Origin of the sequence: Enterovirga aerilata (assembly GCF_013044135.1) — a bacterium.
Classification (GTDB): domain Bacteria; phylum Pseudomonadota; class Alphaproteobacteria; order Rhizobiales; family Beijerinckiaceae; genus Enterovirga; species Enterovirga aerilata.
This window is the reverse complement of record NZ_JABEPP010000001.1, coordinates 401,674-422,686: the sequence shown is the minus strand read 5'-3', so window position 1 is coordinate 422,686 and position 21,013 is coordinate 401,674. Positions and strand designations below refer to the sequence as shown.

The window sequence follows — 21,013 nt, the reverse complement described above, 5'->3', positions numbered from 1 at the left end:
GAATTCGACCGGCACCTCCGATGACGCCCGCATCCGCCCGAAGCCCGACCCGCGTGCATCTGCGGCACTTCTCGAAATCGCTGCCGATGTCGCTGCTGCGCGCCCGGGAAGCCGTCATGCGCCATTTCCGGCCCTCGCTGCGCCGGCACGGCCTCACGGAGCAGCAATGGCGCGTGCTGCGGGCGCTCGCCACCGTCCCGGATATCGAGGTGGCCGGCCTCGCCCGGGCCACCTTCCTCCTGGGGCCGAGCCTGTCGCGCATCCTGCAGGACCTCGAGGGACGGGGCCTGATCCGGCGCGCGGCGAGCCCGGGCGACCTTCGGCGCGGGGTCATCTCCATCACGGCGGCCGGCGCGGCGCTCATCGAGACGGTGACGCCGAGTTCCGAGGCGATCTATCGGGCGATCACCCAGCGGTTCGGGGCGGAGAAGCTCGCCGCCCTCCAGGCGCTCCTCAGGGAACTCGAGGAGGCGGTCGCGGATCTCGACACCGCCCTGCCGGACGACGAGCCGCAGGCAGCGCTACCGCATGCGGGGAAGGCCGTGAGATAAGGCTGCGATGCGGCCCTCGCGGGCGGTCGCAGCCGGAGGCGCCGATGAGCCGACCCGTCCTCGAATTCTGGTACGAGTTCGCCTCGACCTATTCGTACCTGTCCGCGATGCGCATCGAGCGCGAGGCGGAGGCGGCCGGGATCGAGATCGCCTGGCGGCCCTTTCTGCTCGGGCCGATCTTCGCCGCGCAGGGCTGGACGACCTCGCCCTTCAACCTCTACCCGGCCAAGGGCCGCTACATGTGGCGCGACATGGAGCGGGAAGCCGCCGCGCTCGGCCTGCCATGCCGGAAGCCGGAGCCCTTTCCCCAGAACTCGCTCCTTGCGGCCCGGGTGGCGCTGCTCGCGGCCGGCCACCCCTGGGAGCCGACCTTCGTCAAGGCGGTCTACCGGGCCGAATTCGGGGAGGGCCGCGACATCTCCGATCCCGCGACGGTCCGCGAAATCCTCCTGCATCTCGGGCTCGATGCGGACCGCATCCTCCGCGAGGCGCAAACGGACGCGAACAAGGCCCGCCTCAGGGCGCAATGCGACGAGGCCCGCGAGCGCGGCATCTTCGGCGCGCCGAGCTTCATCACGCCCGATGGCGAGATGTTCTGGGGCAACGACAGGCTGGACCGGGCGCTCGCCTGGGCGGCCCGGAGGGGCAGCGCCGGCTGACGCGCGAAACAACTTGTCGCAACAGCGTCTTTGCATTACATGAGCGCCGTTCCGACGAGACGATGATGGATGCCGCGCGGGTGCGCCCGCGCCGGATCCCTCCTGCGAGACCGCCGGGAACCGATCCCGCCCGTCGACGACGCGCCGGCCTGCCCTCGGGCAGTGGGTTCCGCAGACACCCGAGGGTGCGCGGGACGAGCCGACGGCCAGGATCGTACAGCAACACGAACCGCCGGCGCCGCCCTTCCGGGCACCAGGAGACTGAATGTCAGCAGCTTTGCAGAATAGCTCCCGCGAAGATTTCGCGGCCATGCTCGCGGAATCCTTCGAGAAGTCCGAGGTCCAGGAAGGCTCGGTCGTCAAGGGGAAGGTCGTCGCGATCGAGAAGGACGTCGCGGTCATCGACGTCGGCGCGAAGACGGAGGGCCGCGTCCCTCTGAAGGAATTCACCGGACCCGGCCGCGGCGATCAGCCGCTCAAGGTCGGGGACGAGGTCGAGGTCTATCTGGAGCGCGTCGAGAACGCGCTCGGCGAGGCCGTCATCAGCCGCGACAAGGCTCGCCGCGAGGAGAGCTGGGTGAAGCTCGAGAAGGCCTTCGAGGCCAACGAGCGGGTCATGGGCGTCATCTTCAACCAGGTGAAGGGCGGCTACACGGTCGACCTCGACGGCGCGGTCGCGTTCCTGCCGCGCTCGCAGGTCGACATCCGCCCCGTCCGCGACGTGTCGCCCCTGATGGGCACGCCGCAGCCCTTCATGATCCTGAAGATGGACCGCCGCCGCGGCAACATCGTCGTGTCGCGCCGCACCGTGCTCGAGGAGAGCCGCGCCGAGCAGCGTTCCGAGCTGGTCGCCAATCTCGAGGAGGGCCAGGTCATCGACGGCGTGGTGAAGAACATCACCGAATACGGCGCCTTCGTGGATCTCGGCGGGATCGACGGCCTCCTGCACGTCACGGACATGGCGTGGCGCCGCGTCAATCACCCGAGCGAGGTCGTGAATATCGGCCAGACCGTGAAGGTGAAGATCATCAAGATCAACCACGAGACGCACCGCATCTCGCTCGGCATCAAGCAGCTCCTCGCCGATCCGTGGGAGGGCATCGCCGCCCGCTATCCGGTCGGCGCCAAGCTCAAGGGCCGCGTCACCAACATCACCGATTACGGCGCCTTCGTGGAGCTGGAGCCGGGGATCGAGGGCCTGATCCACGTCTCCGAGATGTCCTGGACGAAGAAGAACGTCCATCCGGGCAAGATCGTCTCCACCTCCCAGGAGGTCGAGGTGGTCATCATCGAGGTGGACCAGGTCAAGCGCCGCATCTCGCTCGGCCTCAAGCAGGCCCTGCAGAACCCGTGGGAGGCTTTCGCGGAGACGCACCCGGTCGGCTCCGTCGTCGAGGGCGAGGTCAAGAACAAGACCGAGTTCGGCCTGTTCATCGGCCTGGAGAACGATGTCGACGGGATGGTCCATCTGTCGGATCTCGACTGGAACCGTCCGGGCGAACAGGTCATCGACGAGTTCAAGAAGGGCGACGTGGTGCGCGCCCAGGTTCTCGACGTCGACGTCGAGAAGGAGCGCATCTCGCTCGGCATCAAGCAGCTGGCGGGCGATCCCTTCGCGGATGCCGGCGAGCTGAAGAAGGGCCAGGTCGTCACCTGCGAGGTGCTGGACGTGAAGGATTCCGGCATCGAGGTGAAGATCGTCGATACCGACATGCAGACCTTCATCCGCCGGGCCGAGCTCGCCCGCGACCGCCAGGACCAGCGTCCGGAGCGTTTCGCGAAGGGCGAGAAGGTCGATGCCCGCGTGACCATGTTCGACCGCAAGGCGCGCCGCGTCACGCTGTCGATCAAGGCGCTCGAGGTGGCCGAGGAGAAGGAGGCGATGGAGAAGTTCGGCTCGTCCGATTCCGGCGCCTCGCTCGGCGACATCCTCGGGGCGGCGCTGAAGAACCGCAAGTAACCTCGCTCCGGCCCCGGCCGGAGCCGATCGGGACGGGCCCGCGCGGAGCGATCCGCGCGGGCCTTTTCGTGTCGGCCTCAGCCGATCGGGCCCTTGAAGACGAAGAAGGCCCCCGCGACGATCAGGGCGAAGCCGATCGCGTGATTGACCGTCAGCGGCTCGCGCAGATAGAGCGCGGAGAAGCCCGCGAAGACGGCGAGCGTGATCACCTCCTGCATGACCTTGAGCTCGGCCGCGCTGTAGACCCGGTGGCCGATCCGGTTCGCCGGCACCGCGAGCCAGTACTCGAAGAACGCGATCCCCCAGCTCGCAAGCACCACGATCCAGAGAGCGCGGTCGGCGAATCTGAGATGGCCGTACCAGGCGAAGGTCATGAACACGTTCGAGGCGACGAGGAGAACGATCGGGGCGAAGTGGCGCAGCGTCATGGCGAGCCTTTCGGGGACGCCCGCGCATTATCCGGCCGGCACCGGCCATGCGAGCCCCGGCCGCGGCCGGGCTTGCTTGCGGCCCGGCGGAGGTCGGGGCTAGGTACGGGCCGAAGCAAGGGACTGGTGACATGGCATTCGATGCCGATCTGATCGCGGACCGGAGGCGCCTGCGCCGGAAGCTGACCTTCTGGCGCGCCGCCTCCTTCCTCGTGGTCATCCTGGCGGTCGCGGCGGGCGCCCTCGCCTGGAGCGGGCGCGACGGCCTGCCCGGAACGGGGCAGCAGGTCGCGCGGGTCAACATCTCCGGCCTCATCACGGGCGACCGCCGCACGACCGAGCTGCTCAAGCGCGTCGGCGATTCCGGCCTCGTCCGGGGCGTCGTCGTCTCGATCAACTCGCCCGGCGGGACCACGTCCGGGTCCGAGGAGCTGTTCCAGGGCATCCGGGCGCTCGCGGCGAAAAAGCCGACGGTCGCCTTCGTGGACGGCGTCGCCGCGTCCGGCGCCTACATCACGGCCATGGGTGCCGACCGCATCGTCGCGCGCGAGACGGCGCTCGTCGGCTCCATCGGCGTGCTCTTCCAGTATCCCGAGTTCTCGGGGGTGCTCGGCAAGCTCGGCGTCTCCGTCGAGCAGATCAAGTCGGGACCGCTGAAAGCCGAGCCCTCGGGATTCCACCCGACCACGCCCGAGGCACGCGCGGCCATCCAGTCGGTCGTGAACGACACCTTCGGCTGGTTCAAGGGGCTGGTCGCCGAGCGCCGCGGCATCTCGGGCGGTGCGCTCGACACCGTCTCGGACGGCCGCGTCTTCAGCGCCCGCCAGGGCCTCCCGCTCAGGCTCGTGGACCAGCTCGGCACCGAGCGCGACGCGATCGCCTGGCTCGAGCGGGAAAAGGGCGTGCCGTCCGACCTCCCGGTTCGGGACTGGCGGCCGCGCTCCGAGCGGAGCTTCTCGCTGTGGTCGCTGGCGGCGCTCGGGGCCGATCTCGCGGGCCTCGACGAGCTCGCGGCCACGCTGCGCTCGGCCTCGACCGATGCCGCCAAGCTTGACGGCCTTCTGGCCGTTTGGCAGCCTCCCGCCGCAATCCGTCAGTAAGGTCAGAGCTCGCGTAACCGATGATCAAGTCCGAGCTCGTCCTGAAGATCGCGGAACAGAACCCGCATCTCTACCAGCGCGACATCGAGACGGTGGTGAGCGCCATCCTCGACACGATCGCGGATGCGCTTGCGCGCGGCGACCGGGTCGAACTGCGCGGCTTCGGCGCCTTCTCGGTCAAGAAGCGCGAGGCGCGCAGCGGCCGCAACCCCCGCACGGGCGAGACCGTCGCGGTCTGCGAGAAGCACATCCCGGTCTTCAAGACCGGGAAGGAGATGCGCAAGCGCCTGAACCTCTCGGCCCCCAAAACCGAGACGCCGGACAGCGCAAGGTAGGACGAGGCATGCTGGGCTTCCTGAAGGCGCTGATCCTTCTTCCGATCGCGATCCTGGTCGTGCTCCTGGCGGTCGCGAACCGCGGTCCGGTCGTGCTCTCGTTCGATCCCTTCTCGAAGGGCGCGCCGGAGCTTAGCGTGACGCTGCCGCTCTTCGCGCTCATCCTGGGTTCGGTCGCGCTCGGCGTGGTGCTGGGCGGCGTGGGTTCCTGGCTGGCCGCCGGCCGCCAACGGCGCGAGCGCCGGATGTCCGCGCGCGAGATCAACCGGCTGAAGGCCGAGGCGGACCGGCTGCGCGACAGCATCGTGCAGAACCGGCCGGCCCTGCCGGGCTCCGGCGCGACCTACTGAGATCGGGGCGGCCGGAGCCTTCGCCCGCCCGGGCCGTTCTCGCCTCGTCCGATTCCGAAGAGGTGAGCATGCCGATCCATCCAGCCATCGAGCCCGGCCGTGTCGCCGTCGTCACCGGCGCGGCGAGCGGAATCGGGCTCGCCGCCGCCAAGCGCTTCGCCGCGCTCGGCCTGAAAGTCTGCCTCGCGGATCTCGAAGGCGACAGGCTGGACGAGGCAGGGCGGGAGGTCCGGGCCGCTAGCAGCGGCGCCCATGGCGACGTCCGGACGATCCCGACGGATGTCGGCAGCATGGAGGACATGCTCCATCTGAAGGGGAGAGCCGAGGAGCTCGGCGACGTCGCCGTGCTCACGAACAATGCCGGGATCGAGATCGGCGGCAGGTTCTTCAGCCCGCTCGACACCTGGCGCCGCATCATCGGCGTGAACCTCTGGGGCGCGATCCACGGCATCCAGGCCTTCGTGCCGGACATGATGGCGAGCGGCCGGCCCGGCCTCGTGATCAATACCGGATCGAAACAGGGCATCACGACGCCGCCCGGCAACACGCCCTACAACGTTTCCAAGGCCGGGCTGAAGGTGGTGACGGAGGCGCTTGCGCACGAGCTGCGCAACGCGCCGGGCTGCCGGGTCACGGCCCATCTGCTCATTCCCGGCTTCGTCTTCACGGGCCTCACCCGCGCCCGCGGCGTGACCGAGAAGCCGCCCGGCGCCTGGACGCCGGAGCAGACGGTCGACTTCATGTTCGAAGCGCTGGGGCGCGGCGACTTCTACATCCTGTGCCCCGACAACGAGGTCACGCGCGAGGCCGACGAGAAGCGCATCCGCTGGTCGTCGGAGGACATCATCCAGAACCGCCCCGCCCTCTCCCGCTGGGACCCGCGTTACAAGGAGGCTTTCGAGGCCTATATGAAGGGCTGAGATGGCGGGCGGGAGGCTCGCGTGAACGCACCGGACACCTATCGCTCGATCCTCCGTCACCACGTGGCGACGATCGAGGCGAAATACCCGCTGAAGGTGGTGGGAATGCTGCCTTCAGGGACACTCGGCCATTGGGCCGGCGAAAAGGATGTCGAGTTTCTCGCCGAGAAGAGGGAGGGCCTTTCCCTTCTCGGTTTGACCGGTGCGGAAGCCGATCTGTCCGATCTTCTCGGCCAGCCCGTGCGGATTGTCCTCACCAGCGAATTGCACGGCCCGGCCGCGGAAGAGTTGCCTGCGAAAGCCTCACCGCTTTGAACCGCTCGGATACCGAGAGGTTGCTGGATGCGCGCCAGCACGCTTTCGGCGCTGTGACCGCCGTATCGGATCTGGGTTGGGATGACGTCTGGAACCATCGCGCCACGCGCAACAGCCTGCTCTTCGACTTGATCGTCGTAGGAGAGGCGCTCGGCAGCGTGTCGCCGGCCGTCCAGGGGCTTGCTCCAGACGTTCCTTGGTCCGCAATAAGAGGCATGCGCAATCGCCTCGTTCACGAATACTGGCTTTGCGACGAATTCATCTTGGCCTGCGCTGTGTCGGAGGATCTGCCGAAGCTGATCCGAGCTCTCGATGCTCTTCTGCAGCTGCTGGTGGACAGGTCATGATCAAGATCTGCGGCCTGTCCACGCCGGCGACGCTGGAAGCGGCGATCGCGGCGGGCGCGGACATGGTCGGTTTCGTCCGGTTCCCGCGCTCGCCGCGGCACCTGGAGCTGGAGCACGGACGCGAGCTCTCCGCGCTCGCCCGCGGGCGAGCGCGGCGCGTCCTTCTCCTGGTCGATCCGTCGGACCGGGAGCTCGACGAGGCCGTCGCGGCTCTGGATCCCGACATCGTGCAGCTCCACGGGAGCGAGGCGCCCGGGCGGGTAGCCGCCATCCAGGCCCGGACGGGCCGGCCGGTCATGAAGGCGCTCGGGATCGCCGAGGCCGAAGACCTCGGCCGCATCGCGGCCTATCGGGGCGTCGCGGACGGCATCATCCTGGACGCCAAGGCGCCCCGGGGCTCGGCGCTCCCGGGCGGCAACGGCCTCCCGTTCGACTGGTCGCTCCTTGCCGGCCTTGACCCGCGGCTCGATGTCATGCTGTCCGGCGGGCTCGACCCCGCCAACGTGGCCGAGGCGATCGCGGCGACACGCGTCAGGGCGGTCGACGTCTCGTCCGGGGTCGAAAGCCGCCCCGGCGTGAAAGATCCGGAGAAGATCGCGGCTTTCGTGCAGGCCGCCCGGGCCGCCTTCGCGGCCGCTCAGCAGGACAGGACCGAACCGTGACCGTGCAACCCACCCCGAACAGCTTCCGGACCGGGCCGGACGAACGCGGCATGTTCGGCACCTTCGGCGGCCGCTTCGTCGCCGAGACCCTCATGCCCAACATCCTCGCCCTCGAAGAGGCTTACGAGGAGGCCAAGGCCGATCCGGCCTTCCGGGCCGAGATGGACGGCTATCTGGAGCACTATGTCGGCCGCCCGAGCCCGCTCTACTTCGCCGAGCGGCTCACGGCCCATCTTCGTGAGGTGGCCACGGCCTCCGGCCGGTCCGGCGGCGCGAAGATCTACCTGAAGCGGGAGGAGCTGAACCACACGGGCTCGCACAAGGTGAACAACGTGCTGGGCCAGATCCTGCTCGCCCGCCGCATGGGCAAGACCCGGATCATCGCCGAGACGGGCGCCGGCCAGCATGGCGTCGCGACCGCGACCCTCTGCGCCCGCTTCGGTCTCCAATGCATCGTCTATATGGGCGCGGTCGACGTCGCCCGGCAGGCGCCGAACGTCTTCCGGATGCGCATGCTCGGCGCCGAGGTGGTGCCGGTCGAGTCCGGGACGAAGACGCTCAAGGACGCCATGAACGAGGCGCTCCGCGACTGGGTCACGAATGTCGAGACGACGTTCTACTGCATCGGCACCGTCGCGGGCCCGCACCCCTACCCGGCGATGGTGCGCGATTTCCAGGCGGTGATCGGGAACGAAACCCGCGAGCAGATGCTCGAAGCCGAGGGCCGGCTTCCGGATTCGCTCGTCGCCTGCATCGGCGGCGGCTCCAACGCGATGGGCCTCTTCCACCCTTTCCTCGACGATCGCGAGGTCGCGATCTACGGCGTCGAGGCGGCGGGCCACGGCATCGCGGGCGGCCTGCATGCCGCCTCGCTCACCGGCGGGCGTCCGGGCGTGCTGCACGGGAACCGGACCTATCTGCTCATGAACGAGGACGGGCAGATCGCCGACGCGCATTCGATCTCGGCGGGCCTCGATTATCCGGGCATCGGGCCGGAGCATTCCTGGCTGCACGAGATGGGCCGCGTGACCTATCTCTCCGCCACCGACGAGGAGGCGCTCTCGGCCTTCCAGCTCATGTCGCGCCTGGAAGGCATCATCCCGGCGCTGGAGCCGGCGCACGCCATCGCCAAGGTTTTGGAACTCGCGCCCGAACTGCCGAAGGATCACCTGATGGTGGTCAACCTGTCCGGCCGGGGCGACAAGGACGTGCCGCAGGTGGCCGAGATGCTCGGGATGTGAAGACCGGCGCCTGCGATGACGACAGCGAACAGAGACGAGTTCTAGGCCTGGGCCACCGCAGGGGCCGGCCCGGCCTGCGGCCGCGGCGCGGCCGTGCGCCGGTGCCAGCGGCTCAGCAGGAGGTAGATCGCCGGCGTCGTGTAGAGCGTCAGGAGCTGCGAGACGAGGAGGCCGCCGATGATGGTGACGCCGAGCGGCTTGCGGATTTCCGCCCCGACCCCCGTCGCGAGCGCGAGCGGAACCGCCCCGAGCAGCGCGGCGAGCGTCGTCATCAGGATGGGCCGGAAGCGCTCGACGGCAGCCTGAACCGCTGCTTTCTCGGGCGGAAGGCCGCGCGCCTCGGCCTCGAGCGCGAAATCGACCAGCATGATGCCGTTCTTCTTCACGAGCCCGATGAGGAGCACGAGCCCGATCAGCGCGATGATGGACAGGTCGTAGCCGACGAGGTCGAGCGCGATGAGCGCCCCGAGCCCGGCCGAGGGCAGCGTCGAGATGATCGTGATCGGGTGGACGAGGCTTTCGTAGAGCACGCCCAGGATGATGTAGACGGCGAGGAGCGCCGCCAGGATCAGGAGGCCGGTGCTGCCGGACCCCTGCGCGAAGTCCTTGGCGTCGCCGGCGAACTCGGCCCGCAACGTGTCGGGCAGGCGCAGCTCGTTCACGGCCTCCAGGATGGCGCTCGTGCCCTCGCCGATGCCGGTGCCCGGGGCGAGATTGTAGCTGATCGTCGCGGCCGGGAACTGGCCCTGGTGGTTGACGACCAGCGGCGCGGTCCCGCGCGTCACCCGGGCCAGGGCGGCGAGCGGCACCTGGGCGCCCCCTGAGGCCGGGACGTAGATGCGGGTCAGGTCTTCCGGATCGTTCCGGTCCTCGGGCGAGACGTCGAGGACGACGCGATACTGGTTCCGCTGCGTGTAGATGGTCGAGATCTGGCGCTGCGAGAAGGCGTTGTTCAGCGCGTCGTCGATGTCCTGCATGCGCACGCCGAGCCTCGAAGCCGCGAGGCGGTCCACCTCGACCTTGGCCTGGAGCCCGCCCTGCTCGCGGTCGGTCGAGACGTCCTGCAGGCCCGGAAGCGTGCGCAGCTTCGCCACGACGCGCGGCAGCCAGGTCTCGATGTCCGACAGCTCCGGGCTCCACAGCGTGAACTGGTAGCTGCCGCGCCCGCCGCGCGTTCCCGCCCGGATGTCCTGCGCCAGGAACATGAAGCTCCGGATGCCCGCCACGGTCGCGAGCTGGCGCCTCAGCCGCTGGATCACGGTCATGGACGGCTCGCGGCCCTCGCCCGTCTTCAAGCTGATGAAAAGCCGCCACTGGTTGACGGATCCCGCGCCGAAGCCGGAGGAGCCGACGGACGATGAGACCCCGAGAACGGCCGGATCCTCGCGGATGATGCGGGCGACGCGCTCCTGCAGCTCGGCCATGGCCGGAAAGGAGATGTCCGGCGAGGCTTCCGTGAAGCCGACCACGAGGCCCGTATCGTCCTGCGGGAAATAGCCCTTCGGTATGGCGCGGAACATCTGCACCGTGAAGGCGACGGTCGCCAGGGTCAGGAGAAGCATCAGCCAGCGGTGGCGCAGGGCGGCTCCGAGCGTCGCCGCGTAGCCGCGCGTCAGCGCGCCGAGCGCGCCTTCCACGATCCGGTCGAACCGCGTCACCCGGTGCGGCCGCTGCGGCATGCGGGCCACGATCGTGGGCGCGATCGAGAGCGACACGAAGGTCGAGATCACGACCGCGAAGGCCAGCGTCATCGAGAACTCGCGAAAGAAGCGTCCGATGATCCCCGGCATGAAGAAGAGCGGGATGAAGGCGGCCAGGAGGGAGAGCGAGATCGACAGGACCGTGAAGCCGATCTGCCGGGCGCCCGCGATGGCGGCGTCGATCCGGCTCATCCCGGCCTCGACGTTCCGCTGCACGCTCTCGATCATCACGATCGCATCGTCGACCACGAAGCCGATCGAGATCGCGATCGCCATCAGGGACAGATTGTCCAGGGTGAAGCCGCAGGCCCACATCAGCGCGAAGGTCCCGGCGAGCGAGAGCGGGACGGTGACGCCCGCCGCAAAAGTCGGGGTCGCCCGGCGCAGGAACACGAAGACGACCAGCATGACGAGCGCGATCGTCTCGACGAGCGTGACCTGCATGTCGGCGAGCGATGCCCGTATGGTCTGGGTGCGGTCGCTCATCACCTGGATGTCGATCGCGGCTGGAATCCAGCGGTGCAGTTCCGGCAGGATGGCCTTCACCCGGTCCACGGTCTCGACCACGTTCGCGTCCGGCTGCTTGGTGATCATGAGCGTGACCGCCGGCATGCCGTTGTAGGAGCCGGCCGCGCGGGTGCTCCGGGTCCCGCGCTCGACGACCGCGACGTCGGAGAGCCGGACGATCGCGCCGTTCTGGTTGCGGACGACGATGCGGGCGAAGTCCTCCGGCGTCGAGAGCTGGTCGTTGGTGGCGAGCGTGACGCCCTGGCCGGTCCCGCTGAAGGTCCCGAGCGGCGATTGCGTGTTCGCGGCCGCGACGGCGCTCCGGACGGCCTCGAGGGAAAGCCCCATGGCCGCCAGGCGCTGGGGGTCGAGCCGCACCCGGATCGCAGGCTGCTCGGCGCCGCTGACATTCACCTCGGCCACGCCCTCCACCTGGGCGATCCGCTGGGCGATGACTGTATCGGCGACGTCGTAGATGGCGGGGCCGGCGAGCGTCCTCGACGTCAGCGCCAGGATGAGGACCGGGAAGGCGCCCGGATTGGCTTTCCGGAAGGTCGGCAGCGTCGGGAGATCGCTCGGCAGGTCGGTCGCGGCGGCGTTCAGCGCCGCCTGGACGTCGCGCGCAGCACTGTCCGAATTGCGCGAGAGATCGAACTGGATCGAGATGGAGGTCGAGCCGAGCGACGAGGTCGAGGTGATCTCGCTCACGCCCGCGATCGAGCCGAGCCGCCGCTCGAGCGGCGCCGCGACCGTGGCGGCCATGGTGGCCGGGTCCGCCCCAGGCCGGCTCGCCATCACGCGGACCGTCGGGAAGTCGACCGTCGGCATGGAGGCGACCGGCAGGAGCCGGTAGGCCACGAAGCCGAGCAGCATCAGCGCGATCGAGACCAGCGTGGTCGCGACCGGCCGCCGGATGAAGGGCTCCGAGAGGTTCATGCCGGGAGACCGCTTCTTGACCGCCCACGTTCGTATGTATAGATACACACTGAAGCCCGCCAGGGAGCAGCATGGCCGTTCCGCACCGGTCTCGGAAAACCCGGGACGTCCTGCGCCGGCTGCGCGAGGACGGCTAGGTCGAAGCGCGGCGAGGCCCCGGCGATCACCGGCAGTACAAGCATCCCGGCAAGCCGGGCCGGGTCACGGTCGACCACGGCGAACCGGAGATTCCGACGGGCACACTCCGCTCGATCTACCGCCAGGCCGGCTGGGACTGGTGACGCTGAGGAGGGAGAATGCCCATGAGCCGCGTCGTCATGCTGGTTCACGAGGAGAACGGGCGCCTTGGCGCGTCCTTCCCGGACCTGCCGGGCTGCACCACGGTTGCGCCCGATGCCGACAGCCTCGTACGGAAGGCCGCCGAGGTGGTCGCCTTCCATGTCGGCGGAATGGTCGAGGACGGGCTCGACCTGCCCCGCTTCCGCAGCCTGTCGGAGCTCCGGGCCGATCCGGATTTCGTCGAGGATGCGCGCGACGCCATGGTCGTGCTTCTGGACGTAGACCTGCCGAGTCGCGCCGTCCGGGTGAACATCACGGTCGACGAGAACGTGTTGAAGCGCATCGACCGCGCGGCGAGCGCCGCCGGAGAGACGCGCTCCGGCTTCCTGGTAGCGGCCGCGAAGGCGCGGCTCCAAGCCGCCGAGTAGCGCCTCCCCCTTCATTCCGCGGCCTCGCGGAGCGGCGGTCTCGGTTCGGGTAGCGGCAGCTCGGGCTGAAGGGCGTCCGCAGGCCGGTTCTCGGGAGGGGCCGCGAGCCGCTGCCTGACGCCCTCGAGGCCGAGATAGATCACCGGCGTCGTGTAGAGGGTGATGAGCTGGCTGAGCAGCAGCCCGCCGATGATCGTGATGCCGAGCGGGATGCGCAGTTCCGCCCCCGCCCCGTGCGCGAGCGCCAGGGGCAGCGCCCCGAAGAGCGCCGCGAGCGTCGTCATCATGATCGGCCGGAAGCGCAGCCGGCAGGCCTGGACGATCGCCTCCGTCGGGCCCAGCCCCTGCTCGCGCTCCGCGTCGAGCGCGAAGTCGATCATCATGATCGCGTTCTTCTTCACGATGCCCATCAGGAGGATGATGCCGATCAGCGCGACGACGGAGAGGTCGTGGCCGAGGAGCATGAGCGCGAGGAGCGCGCCGACGCCGGCCGAGGGCAGCGTGGACAGGATCGTGAGGGGGTGGATGAAGCTCTCGTAGAGGATTCCCAGCACGATGTAGATCGTGACGGCCGCGGCCAGGATCAGCCAGGGCTGCCCCTCGAGCGAGCGGCGGAACTCGGCCGCGTCGCCCGTGAAGCTGGAGACGACGGAGGTCGGCAGGGCGAGATCGGCCTCCGCCCGCGCCACTCCGTCGATGGCGGCGCTGAGCGCGGCCCCGCGCGCCACGTCGAAGGAGATCGTGGCGGCCGGGAACTGCTCCTGGTGCGCCACCGAGAGCGGCGCCGTCGTGCGCTCCATGCGCGAGAAGGCGGACAGCGGCACCTGCGCGCCGCCCGTGCCCGGGACGTAGAGCTTCGACAGCGCGTCCGGGCTGGTCTGGTAGGCGGGCGCAGCCTCGAGGACCACGCGGAACTGGTTCGCCTGCCCGTAGATGGTCGAGATCTGGCGCTGCCCGAAGGCACTGTTCAGCGTGTCGTTCACGGTCTGCATGGACACGCCGAGCCGGCCCGCCATCTCGCGGTCCACCAGGATCAGCGCCCGCAGCCCGCCGTCCTGGTTCTCGAAGGCGACGTTGCGCAGCGCCGGGTCCTGCGCGAGCCGCTCGGCCATCCGGCGCGCCCAGTACGAGACATCCGCCGCGTCCGATCCGGACAAGGTGTACTGGTATTGCGACCGGCTCTGGCGGGTCGCGATCTGGATGTCCTGCACCGGCTGGACGAAGAGCGTCGCGCCCGGCACCACCGCGGCTTCGGCCTTCAGGCGGTCGCCGATCTCGGCCGCGGAGGCGGAACGCTCGTCGCGCGGCTTCAGGCTGATCGACAGCCGCGCCACATTCGGGGTCGGGTTCAGCGGTCCGACGCCCACGGACGAGACGACGCCCGTCACGTCGGGGTCGCGGCGGAGGATGCGGACGACCTGCTCCTGGATCCGGGAGACCTCCTGGAAGGAGGAATCCGGCTCGGTCTCGAGCACCGCGACGATGAGGCTCGTGTCCTGCTCGGGCAGGAGGCCCTTCGGGATGGCGAGATAGAGCCAGCCGGTCAGCGCCAGCGTGCCGAAGGTGACGAGCAGCATGAGCGCCCGGTTGCGCAGCGCCCAGCCGAGCGTGACGTCGTAGGCCCGCGCCATGGCGGCCACGGGCGCCTCGGCCATCCGCTGCCAGCGGCTCTCGCCCTTCGGCACGTGGCGCAGGATCTTGGCGCAGAGCATCGGCGTGAGCGTCAGCGACACGATCGCCGAGACCACGACGTTGATGGTGAGCGTGAGCGCGAATTCCCGGAACATGCGGCCGACGAGGCCCGTCATGAAGAGCAGCGGGATGAAGACCGCGATCAGCGAGACCGTGAGCGAGATCACCGTGAAGCCGATCTCGCGCGCGCCCTCCAAAGCCGCCTCGAAGGGCCGCTCGCCCTCCTCGATCTTGCGGACGATGTTCTCGATCATCACGATGGCGTCGTCGACCACGAAGCCTGTTCCGATCGTGAGCGCCATGAGCGAGAGGTTGTCGAGGCTGAAGCCGACGAGCCACATCACCGCGAAGGTGCCGATGATGGAGAGCGGAAGCGTGATCGCCGCGATGATCGTGGCCCGCACGGTGCGCAGGAACAGGAGCACCACGAGCACGACCAGGACCGCCGACACGACCAGCGTGAGCTGCACGTCCCAGATCGAGGCGCGGATCGTGTCCGTGCGGTCCTGGACGACCCGCAGGTCGACGCCGGCCGGCATGGCGCGCGCGAGCCGGGTCAGCTCGGCCCGGATGCGGTCGACGGTCTGGACGACGTTGGCGCCCGGCTGGCGCTGGACGTCCAGGATCACGGCGGTCTCGCCGTTGTACCAGCCGCCGACCCGGGCATCCTCGAGCCCGTCCACGATGTCGGCGACGTCCCGGAGCAGGACGGGCGCGCCCGTCCGGTAGGCGACGACGATGTCCCGGTACTGCGCGGCGGACTCGATCTGGTCGTTGGCCGCGACGGTGTAGGATTGCTGCGGCCCGTCGAGCGCGCCTTTGGGGCCTGCCACGTTCGCGCCCACGATGGCAAGGCGCAGGTCCTCCAGGCTCAGCCTGTAGGAGGCGAGCCGGGCGAGATCCGCCTGGACCCGGACCGCGGGCCGGACGCCGCCCTGGATCGATACGCTGCCGACGCCCGACACCTCCGCCAGCCGCTGCGCGATCAGCGTGTCGGCGAGGTCCGAGAGCGTCCGCAGCGGCACGGTGCGCGACGAGAGCGCGAGCGTCACCACCGGGACGTCGGCCGGGTTCACCTTGGCGTAGGTCGGCGGGTACGGAAGGTTGCGCGGCAGGGTGGAGCCGGCCGCGTTGATGGCCGATTGGACGTCCTGGGCGGCGCCGTCGATGTCGCGGTCGAGCTCGAACTGCAGGGTGATCTGGGACAGACCGAAGGACGAGTTCGAGGACATGCCGGCAAGGGCCGGGATCTGCCCGAACTGGCGTTCGAGCGGAGCCGTCACGAGGGACGCGATCGTGTCCGGGTTCGCGCCCGGCAGCCGCGTCGTGATCTGGATGGTCGGGAAATCGACCTGGGGCAGCGAGGAGACCGGAAGACGGAGGAAGCCGAGCACGCCGCAAAGCAGGACCGCGAGGCCGAGAAGCGAGGTCGCGATCGGCCGGCGGATGAACGGCCCCGAGACGCTCACGGCGCGGCGGGCCTCCGGCCCTGGGAGGCGTCTTCCGGGCGCGGCGAGCGCTGGCTCTCGGGCGCCGGCTCCGTCGAGCCCGTGGCCTGCCCCTCGGCCGCGCCGCCTGGAGCGGGGCCGGACGCGCCGACCGGACCGGCCTGCCCCTCGGGCCGGCGGCGGCGCTCGCGGGGCGGCGCGCCCGCTTCGCCGTCGGGGCGCTGGCGGCGCATCGCGGGCGGAGTTGCCGGGGCGTCGGCGCTCCCGCCCTCGGCCACGCGGACCCGGTCGCCATCGGTGAGGCGGGCGAAGCCCGTCGTGATCACGCGCTCGCCGGGCGCGATCCCCGAGCCTATCACCGCCACCGTCTCGGTCTGGCGCCCCACCGTCACCGGCTTCAGCACCGCCCTGTCCTCGTCGAGCGCATAGACGAAGGCGCCATTCGGCCCGCGCTGCACGGCGGCGGTCGGCACGACGGTCACGCCCCTCAGGACGTCGACGGTGAGCCGCACGTTCACGAAGCTGCCCGGCCAGAGCTGGAGGCTGGCGTTCGGGAAGCTCGCCTTCAGCTTCACGGTTCCGGTCGTCTGGTCGACCTGGTTGTCGACGACCTCGAGCCGGCCCCTGTCGATGACGGTCCGGTTGTCCGACTCGAGCGCTTCGACGACCAGCGGTCCCTTCTGGGCGGCGGCGTTCACGGCGCGCAGGTTCTGCTGCGGCAGGTTGAAGACCACCGCAATCGGCTTGATCTGGGTGATGACCACGATGCCGGTCGTGTCGGAGGCCCGGACGAGGTTGCCCTGGTCGACGAGGCGGATGCCGGTGCGGCCGTCGATCGGCGCGGTGATGGTCGTATAGTCGAGATAGGCCTTGGCGTTGTCGATCGCGCCCTGGTCGGCCTTCACCTGCGCTTCGAGCTGCGCGACGAGGGCGCGCTGCGTGTCGGCCTGCTGCTTCGAGCCGTAATTGGTCTTGGCCAGGTTCACATAGCGCTCGAGATCGATGCGGGCATTGGCGAGATTCGCCTCGTCCTGCGCCTTTTTCGCGACCGCCTGATCGTATTGCGCCTGGTAGATCGTGGGATCGATGCGGGCGAGGAGGTCGCCCTTCCTGACGTCCTGCCCCTCGCGGAAGGCAAGCTCGACCAGCCGGCCGTCCACCTGCGACCGGACCGTGACGGTGTTCAGCGCCTGCGCCGTGCCGACCGCCTCGAGGATGACGGGCACATCCGCCACCCGCGCGGGCTCGGCGAGCACGGAGACCGGCCCCTCGCCGCCCCGCATCGCGCCCGCGCGCCGGCCGCCGGGCCCGCCCGCCGGCCTCTGGCCCTGGCCGGCGACCTGCTGGCCGGGAAAGGTCAGCCCGAGCTCCTTGCGCCAGACATAGGCGGCTCCGGCGGCCACGATCCCGAGGATGAGGAGCGCGGTGAGAAAGCGCTTCACGGGCGGAGCTTCCAGCTGAACGGCGCGTCCGCCACCTGCGCGACCGGCACGGCCCGCTCGACCGTCCAGCCGCCGCCGAGCGCCTGGTAGAGGCCGACGAGAGCCTGGAAGCGCAGGAGGCGCACGCGGGCGAGGGCGTCCTGGTTCTGGAAGAGACTAGTCTGCGTGTTGAAGAGCGTCACGACGTCGATCGTGCCCTCCCGCAGGCGCTCCTCCGTTATGTCGAGCGCGCGCCGGGAGGCCGCGACCGCTTCGCGCTGCCGCCGCTCGTATTCCGCCGTCTCCCGCACGGCGACGAGCGCGTTCTCGACGTCGAGGAAGGATTGCAGGATGGTCCGCTTGTAGGTCGCGGCGAGCTCGGCCGCCCTCCCCTGCTGCAGCGCGAGCTGCCCCTGGAGGTTGAAGCCGTCGAAGATCGGCTGGGTCAGCCCGGCCGCGACCGAATAGACCAGCGAATTGCCGCCGAGGAGCGTCCGGAGCGCGGCGCTCTGGAAGCCGCCGGCCGCGGTGAGCTGGATGGACGGGAAGAAGGCGGCCCGCGCGGACGCGACATTCGCCTCGGCGGCCGCAAGATTGGCCTCGTCCCGCGCGATGTCCGGCCGCCGAAGGAGGAGCTGCGAGGGTAGTCCGGCCCGGACGCCCGGAAGCCGCAGCCGGTCGAGGCTGCCTCCCGCCACGCTCACGCTCTCGGGCGTCCGGCCGACCAGGACGGCGAGCGCGTTCCTGTTCTGCTGCAGCTCCTGCCTGAGCGGCGGCACGGCGGCGCGCTGGGTGGCGAGGACGCTTTCCTGCTGCGCGACGTCGAGGGCCGTGCCGGTGCCCACATTGAGGCGGCCGCGCACGGCCTCGAGCACGCGCTCGGCGATGCGCAGGTTGGATTCGGCGATGCGGAGCCGATCCTGCGAGGCGAGGACGGCGAAATAGGTGTTGGCGACCGAGGCCGCGGTCGCCAGCGCGACCGCGTCGCGATCGAAGCGGGTCGCGACGGCACTCGTCTCCGCGGCGCGAGCCGCATAGCGGTTGCGCCCGAAGAGATCGACCTCGAAGGCGGCGTTGAGGCCGAGGCTGAAGGAGTTCGAGCGGGTCGGCGAGCCGCCGCCGCCGAGGCCCGCCCGCGCCGTGCCGGAAGATTGCTGGCGGGAGGCGTCCCCCGATGCGGCCAGGGTCGGGAAGAGCGGTGCGCCGGTGATGACGGCCTGCGCCTCGGCCTGGTTGATGCGCTGGATCGCCGCCTCGATATCGAGGTTCTGCGCGAGCGCCGCGCTCACCAGGCGATCGAGCTCCGCGGATCCGAAGGAGCGGAACCAGACGGGCGAGACCGCCGGAGCCTCCCCGCTTCGGGCGGCCTTGAAGCCGGTCGGGATCGGCAGGGCGGTGTCCGGGGCCGCCGTCTGGCAGCCGCCCAGGAGCAGCAGCATCCCGCCCAGCGCAGCCGCGCGCGCCCAGGCCGGGTCTCGGCTGCGGAGGGTCAGGAGGACGGGCATTCCGGTTCGGGCGCAGGACATCGTCGCGCCCGAGGAGAACCCGACCGGTCGCGGCCGGGACCTTAGGGACGGCCGGCGGTGCTGAGAAGCTGCCAAGCCCTTAGATGAACAAGATTTAATCCGGCGGCCAACGCATCGCCCGGTCGCGGCGAGCGGTCAGGCCCAGGGCTCGCCCGCAAGGAGCTGCCGCGCCATGCCGTCGACGACCGCCCGGATGAGCCGCTCGCCCTTTTCCGGGGTGGACCGGCGCGCATCCCCGAGCACGCCCGTCTCGGTCAGCTCGCGGAAGGAGCGCCAGCGGTTCAGGACGGGAGACAGCACCGCGCTCGGGCTGTCTGCCTGCCGGCCGGTGGCTTCGGGCAGGCGGGAGGCATCGACCAGATCCGGCCGGACGACCATCATCATGGAGGTCTCGGCCTCGCAGGCATGGAGAACCGCCCGCTGATCCTGGAGGATCTGCGCGAACTCTTCCTGGGCCGCGAGGAAATAGGTCGTCGTCGCGATCGGCGCCTCGAGTTCCCGGGTCAGTTCGACCGTCAGAGCGGCAAGGGCGCTCATGTTCCCGCCATGCCCGTTCACGATGAGTATCTGGCGGAAGCCCGCCCGCAGGATCGAGCGGCAGAGATCGCGCAGGAGCGCGTGATAGGTCGGCAGGGTCAGCGTGAAGCTGCCCCCGAACGCGACGTGGTGCTCGGCGAGGCCGCACCACAGGGTCGGGGCGACCAGGGCCGGCTTGCCCGCGGCAACGAGGGCCTCGCCGACGCGCCGGCAGATGTCCGAGCAGAGAATGTCGTCGACGCCGGTCGCCAGATGCGGGCCATGCTGCTCGGTGGAGGCCACCGGCAGGAGCACCAGGGCTCCCGCCTCGGCCATCCCGCGAAGCTGCGCAGCGGTGAGCTCGCGCCAGAGAACGGAGGCTGTCATGGCCGCTTCCCCGCAAGCTCGCCAAGACGCGCAACGAGCCTGCGGGCGACCTCGTCCTTGCCCATGGTCGGCCAGGTCTCGACCGTCTGCGCCGTGACGAGATGGACGGTGTTGCGCTCCCCGCCCATCACGCCGGTCGCGGGCGAGACGTCGTTGGCGACGATGAGGTCGCAGCCCTTGCGGGCGAGCTTCTGCCGGGCATGTTCGACCACGTTCTCCGTCTCGGCCGCGAAGCCCACGACCAGCGGCGGCCGTCCCTCGGTCCGCTGCGCGATCGTGGCCAGGATGTCGGGGTTGAGGGCGAGCTGCAGCGGGGGCGGCGCGCCGCCGTCCTTCTTCAGCTTCTGCCCGGCCTCGGTCTCCGTGCGCCAATCCGCGACCGCCGCGGCGAAGACCGCGATATCGGCGGGCAGAGCCGCCTCGACGGCGGCCAGCATCTCGCGCGCCGTCTCGACACGGATAGTCCTCACCCCCGGAGGGTCGGACAGCGACACGGGACCGGAGACGAGCGTCACCTCGGCGCCGGCGGCGGCCGCCGCGGCCGCGATGGCGTGGCCCTGGCGGCCGGAGGAACGGTTCGCGATGTAGCGGACGGGGTCGATCGGCTCGTGCGTCGGGCCTGAGGTCACGAGCACGCGCAGGCCGGCGAGTTCTCCTCCCCCTGAGGGGGAGGTGGTGGGCGCGGAGCGCCCGACGGAGGGGGACGATGTCCCCACCCCGGTTCGCGCCTCCGGCGCGACTCGGCCCTCCCCTCCGGGGAGGGACAGGAGCCGCTCCGCCGCATCTGCGATCTCGGTCGGCTCCGCCATGCGGCCGGGACCGAACTCGGCCTCGGCCATCGCGCCCTCGTTCGGACCGACGACCTGGACGCCGTCCGCCCGGAGCGTCGCGAGGTTCCGCTGCGTCGCCGGATGCTGCCACATCCTGACGTTCATGGCGGGCGCGATCAGGATCGGGAGGGTCGTGGCCAGCAGCACCGTCGAGGCGAGGTCGTCGGCGACGCCGGCCGACATCTTGCTCATCAGGTTCGCGGTTGCGGGCGCGATCACGACCGCATCGGCATCGCGCGCGAGCCTGATATGGCCGATATCCGCCTCGTCCTCACGGTCGAAAAGGTCCGTATGCGCGCGCTGGCCGGACAGAGCCGCGGCGGCGAGCGGGGTCACGAATTGCTGCGCTCCCGCCGTGAGGATGCAGCGAACCGACGCGCCGCGCTCGCGCAGCCGACGGATGAGGTCGAGCGACTTGTAGGCCGCGATGCCGCCGCCGATGACGAGGAGGATGCGCCGGCCCTGCATGGAAGAA

At 70.1% G+C, this 21,013-nt stretch carries 19 protein-coding genes and 1 pseudogene; 13 read left to right on the top strand and 7 right to left on the bottom strand.

The features are described from left to right. Nucleotides 1-20 precede the first annotated feature (20 nt). The 3 genes from hpaR (at nucleotide 21) to rpsA (ending at nucleotide 3,170) form a co-directional block, all read left to right on the top strand. Complete coding sequence (hpaR, locus tag HJG44_RS02070) at nucleotides 21-551, top strand: homoprotocatechuate degradation operon regulator HpaR (protein WP_171216671.1); 531 nt, start codon at nucleotides 21-23, stop codon at nucleotides 549-551. Between the two features lie 44 nt (nucleotides 552-595). After that, complete coding sequence (locus HJG44_RS02065) at nucleotides 596-1,210, top strand: 2-hydroxychromene-2-carboxylate isomerase (RefSeq protein ID WP_171216670.1); 615 nt, start codon at nucleotides 596-598, stop codon at nucleotides 1,208-1,210. A gap of 265 nt (nucleotides 1,211-1,475) precedes the next feature. Then, on the top strand, nucleotides 1,476-3,170 hold the full coding sequence (rpsA, locus tag HJG44_RS02060; protein WP_171216669.1) for a 30S ribosomal protein S1: 1,695 nt from the start codon (nucleotides 1,476-1,478) through the stop codon (nucleotides 3,168-3,170). Nucleotides 3,171-3,247: 77 nt separating this feature from the next. Here rpsA and HJG44_RS02055 read toward each other — a convergent pair whose 3' ends face one another. After that, the gene (locus HJG44_RS02055; RefSeq protein ID WP_171216668.1) at nucleotides 3,248-3,598 is read right to left on the bottom strand and encodes a DMT family protein; all 351 of its coding nucleotides are present in this window, start codon (nucleotides 3,596-3,598) and stop codon (nucleotides 3,248-3,250) included. A 131-nt stretch (nucleotides 3,599-3,729) separates the two neighbouring features. On the opposite strand from HJG44_RS02055, the gene sppA reads away from it, so the two are divergent. The 8 genes from sppA to trpB all read left to right on the top strand — a co-directional run bounded on the left by sppA (nucleotide 3,730) and on the right by trpB (nucleotide 8,868). After that, nucleotides 3,730-4,698, top strand: a complete 969-nt coding sequence (gene sppA, locus HJG44_RS02050) for a signal peptide peptidase SppA (protein WP_171216667.1) — start codon at nucleotides 3,730-3,732, stop codon at nucleotides 4,696-4,698. A gap of 20 nt (nucleotides 4,699-4,718) precedes the next feature. Further along, the gene (locus HJG44_RS02045) at nucleotides 4,719-5,033 is read left to right on the top strand and encodes an integration host factor subunit beta (protein WP_171216666.1); all 315 of its coding nucleotides are present in this window, start codon (nucleotides 4,719-4,721) and stop codon (nucleotides 5,031-5,033) included. 8 nt (nucleotides 5,034-5,041) lie between these two features. Continuing rightward, a complete protein-coding gene (locus HJG44_RS02040) occupies nucleotides 5,042-5,383 on the top strand; it encodes a lipopolysaccharide assembly protein LapA domain-containing protein (protein ID WP_171216665.1) in 342 nt (113 codons plus the stop codon). Nucleotides 5,384-5,451: 68 nt separating this feature from the next. Beyond that, complete coding sequence (locus tag HJG44_RS02035) at nucleotides 5,452-6,303, top strand: SDR family NAD(P)-dependent oxidoreductase (RefSeq protein ID WP_171216664.1); 852 nt, start codon at nucleotides 5,452-5,454, stop codon at nucleotides 6,301-6,303. 21 nt (nucleotides 6,304-6,324) lie between these two features. Further along, a complete protein-coding gene (locus tag HJG44_RS02030; protein WP_171216663.1) occupies nucleotides 6,325-6,618 on the top strand; it encodes a hypothetical protein in 294 nt (97 codons plus the stop codon). A gap of 20 nt (nucleotides 6,619-6,638) precedes the next feature. Then, nucleotides 6,639-6,965: a HepT-like ribonuclease domain-containing protein gene (locus tag HJG44_RS02025; RefSeq protein ID WP_171216662.1), complete on the top strand. Its 327-nt coding sequence runs from the start codon at nucleotides 6,639-6,641 to the stop codon at nucleotides 6,963-6,965. Continuing rightward, nucleotides 6,962-7,627, top strand: a complete 666-nt coding sequence (locus HJG44_RS02020) for a phosphoribosylanthranilate isomerase (protein ID WP_171216661.1) — start codon at nucleotides 6,962-6,964, stop codon at nucleotides 7,625-7,627. The genes HJG44_RS02025 and HJG44_RS02020 overlap by 4 nt, the downstream gene beginning before the upstream one ends. Beyond that, nucleotides 7,624-8,868, top strand: a complete 1,245-nt coding sequence (gene trpB / locus HJG44_RS02015; RefSeq protein WP_171216660.1) for a tryptophan synthase subunit beta — start codon at nucleotides 7,624-7,626, stop codon at nucleotides 8,866-8,868. Before HJG44_RS02020 ends, trpB begins: the two co-directional genes overlap by 4 nt. A 41-nt stretch (nucleotides 8,869-8,909) precedes the next feature. Here the strand turns inward: trpB and HJG44_RS02010 are convergent, their stop codons facing one another. Next, the gene (locus tag HJG44_RS02010; RefSeq protein WP_171216659.1) at nucleotides 8,910-12,011 is read right to left on the bottom strand and encodes an efflux RND transporter permease subunit; all 3,102 of its coding nucleotides are present in this window, start codon (nucleotides 12,009-12,011) and stop codon (nucleotides 8,910-8,912) included. Nucleotides 12,012-12,082: 71 nt separating this feature from the next. Between HJG44_RS02010 and HJG44_RS24340 the strand changes: the two are divergent. Then, nucleotides 12,083-12,292 (top strand): annotated as a pseudogene (locus HJG44_RS24340) (type II toxin-antitoxin system HicA family toxin). A 21-nt stretch (nucleotides 12,293-12,313) separates the two neighbouring features. After that, entirely contained in the window at nucleotides 12,314-12,718 is a 405-nt protein-coding gene (locus HJG44_RS02000; protein WP_171216658.1) for a type II toxin-antitoxin system HicB family antitoxin, read from the top strand. Nucleotides 12,719-12,729: 11 nt separating this feature from the next. Here HJG44_RS02000 and HJG44_RS01995 read toward each other — a convergent pair whose 3' ends face one another. The 5 genes from HJG44_RS01995 to HJG44_RS01975 all read right to left on the bottom strand — a co-directional run bounded on the left by HJG44_RS01995 (nucleotide 12,730) and on the right by HJG44_RS01975 (nucleotide 21,006). Continuing rightward, nucleotides 12,730-15,879 carry an efflux RND transporter permease subunit gene (locus HJG44_RS01995; protein ID WP_171216657.1) on the bottom strand — a complete coding sequence of 1,050 codons (3,150 nt, stop codon included), beginning with the start codon at nucleotides 15,877-15,879 and terminating at the stop codon, nucleotides 12,730-12,732. Further along, nucleotides 15,876-17,300, bottom strand: coding sequence for an efflux RND transporter periplasmic adaptor subunit (locus HJG44_RS01990; protein WP_346767063.1), 1,425 nt, complete (start codon nucleotides 17,298-17,300; stop codon nucleotides 15,876-15,878). The genes HJG44_RS01995 and HJG44_RS01990 overlap by 4 nt, the downstream gene beginning before the upstream one ends. Then, on the bottom strand, nucleotides 17,297-18,784 hold the full coding sequence (locus HJG44_RS01985; protein ID WP_171216656.1) for an efflux transporter outer membrane subunit: 1,488 nt from the start codon (nucleotides 18,782-18,784) through the stop codon (nucleotides 17,297-17,299). Before HJG44_RS01985 ends, HJG44_RS01990 begins: the two co-directional genes overlap by 4 nt. A gap of 156 nt (nucleotides 18,785-18,940) precedes the next feature. Continuing rightward, complete coding sequence (locus HJG44_RS01980; protein WP_171216655.1) at nucleotides 18,941-19,708, bottom strand: creatininase family protein; 768 nt, start codon at nucleotides 19,706-19,708, stop codon at nucleotides 18,941-18,943. Next, the gene (locus HJG44_RS01975; RefSeq protein ID WP_171216654.1) at nucleotides 19,705-21,006 is read right to left on the bottom strand and encodes a phosphopantothenoylcysteine decarboxylase domain-containing protein; all 1,302 of its coding nucleotides are present in this window, start codon (nucleotides 21,004-21,006) and stop codon (nucleotides 19,705-19,707) included. The genes HJG44_RS01980 and HJG44_RS01975 overlap by 4 nt, the downstream gene beginning before the upstream one ends. Between the last annotated feature and the right edge of the window lie 7 nt (nucleotides 21,007-21,013).

Bases quoted from the DNA above. Each gene is read 5' to 3' on its own strand.
- HJG44_RS02045 (WP_171216666.1), top strand. From the start codon at position 4,719: ATGATCAAGTCCGAGCTCGTCCTGAAGATCGCGGAACAGAACCCGCAT.
- HJG44_RS01985 (WP_171216656.1), bottom strand. From the start codon at position 18,784: ATGCCCGTCCTCCTGACCCTCCGCAGCCGAGACCCGGCCTGGGCGCGC.
- HJG44_RS02020 (WP_171216661.1), top strand. From the start codon at position 6,962: ATGATCAAGATCTGCGGCCTGTCCACGCCGGCGACGCTGGAAGCGGCG.
- HJG44_RS02065 (WP_171216670.1), top strand. From the start codon at position 596: ATGAGCCGACCCGTCCTCGAATTCTGGTACGAGTTCGCCTCGACCTAT.
- HJG44_RS02055 (WP_171216668.1), bottom strand. From the start codon at position 3,598: ATGACGCTGCGCCACTTCGCCCCGATCGTTCTCCTCGTCGCCTCGAAC.
- HJG44_RS02035 (WP_171216664.1), top strand. From the start codon at position 5,452: ATGCCGATCCATCCAGCCATCGAGCCCGGCCGTGTCGCCGTCGTCACC.
- rpsA (WP_171216669.1), top strand. From the start codon at position 1,476: ATGTCAGCAGCTTTGCAGAATAGCTCCCGCGAAGATTTCGCGGCCATG.
- sppA (WP_171216667.1), top strand. From the start codon at position 3,730: ATGGCATTCGATGCCGATCTGATCGCGGACCGGAGGCGCCTGCGCCGG.
- HJG44_RS02040 (WP_171216665.1), top strand. From the start codon at position 5,042: ATGCTGGGCTTCCTGAAGGCGCTGATCCTTCTTCCGATCGCGATCCTG.
- HJG44_RS01980 (WP_171216655.1), bottom strand. From the start codon at position 19,708: ATGACAGCCTCCGTTCTCTGGCGCGAGCTCACCGCTGCGCAGCTTCGC.
- HJG44_RS02000 (WP_171216658.1), top strand. From the start codon at position 12,314: ATGAGCCGCGTCGTCATGCTGGTTCACGAGGAGAACGGGCGCCTTGGC.
- HJG44_RS02010 (WP_171216659.1), bottom strand. From the start codon at position 12,011: ATGAACCTCTCGGAGCCCTTCATCCGGCGGCCGGTCGCGACCACGCTG.
- hpaR (WP_171216671.1), top strand. From the start codon at position 21: ATGACGCCCGCATCCGCCCGAAGCCCGACCCGCGTGCATCTGCGGCAC.
- HJG44_RS01975 (WP_171216654.1), bottom strand. From the start codon at position 21,006: ATGCAGGGCCGGCGCATCCTCCTCGTCATCGGCGGCGGCATCGCGGCC.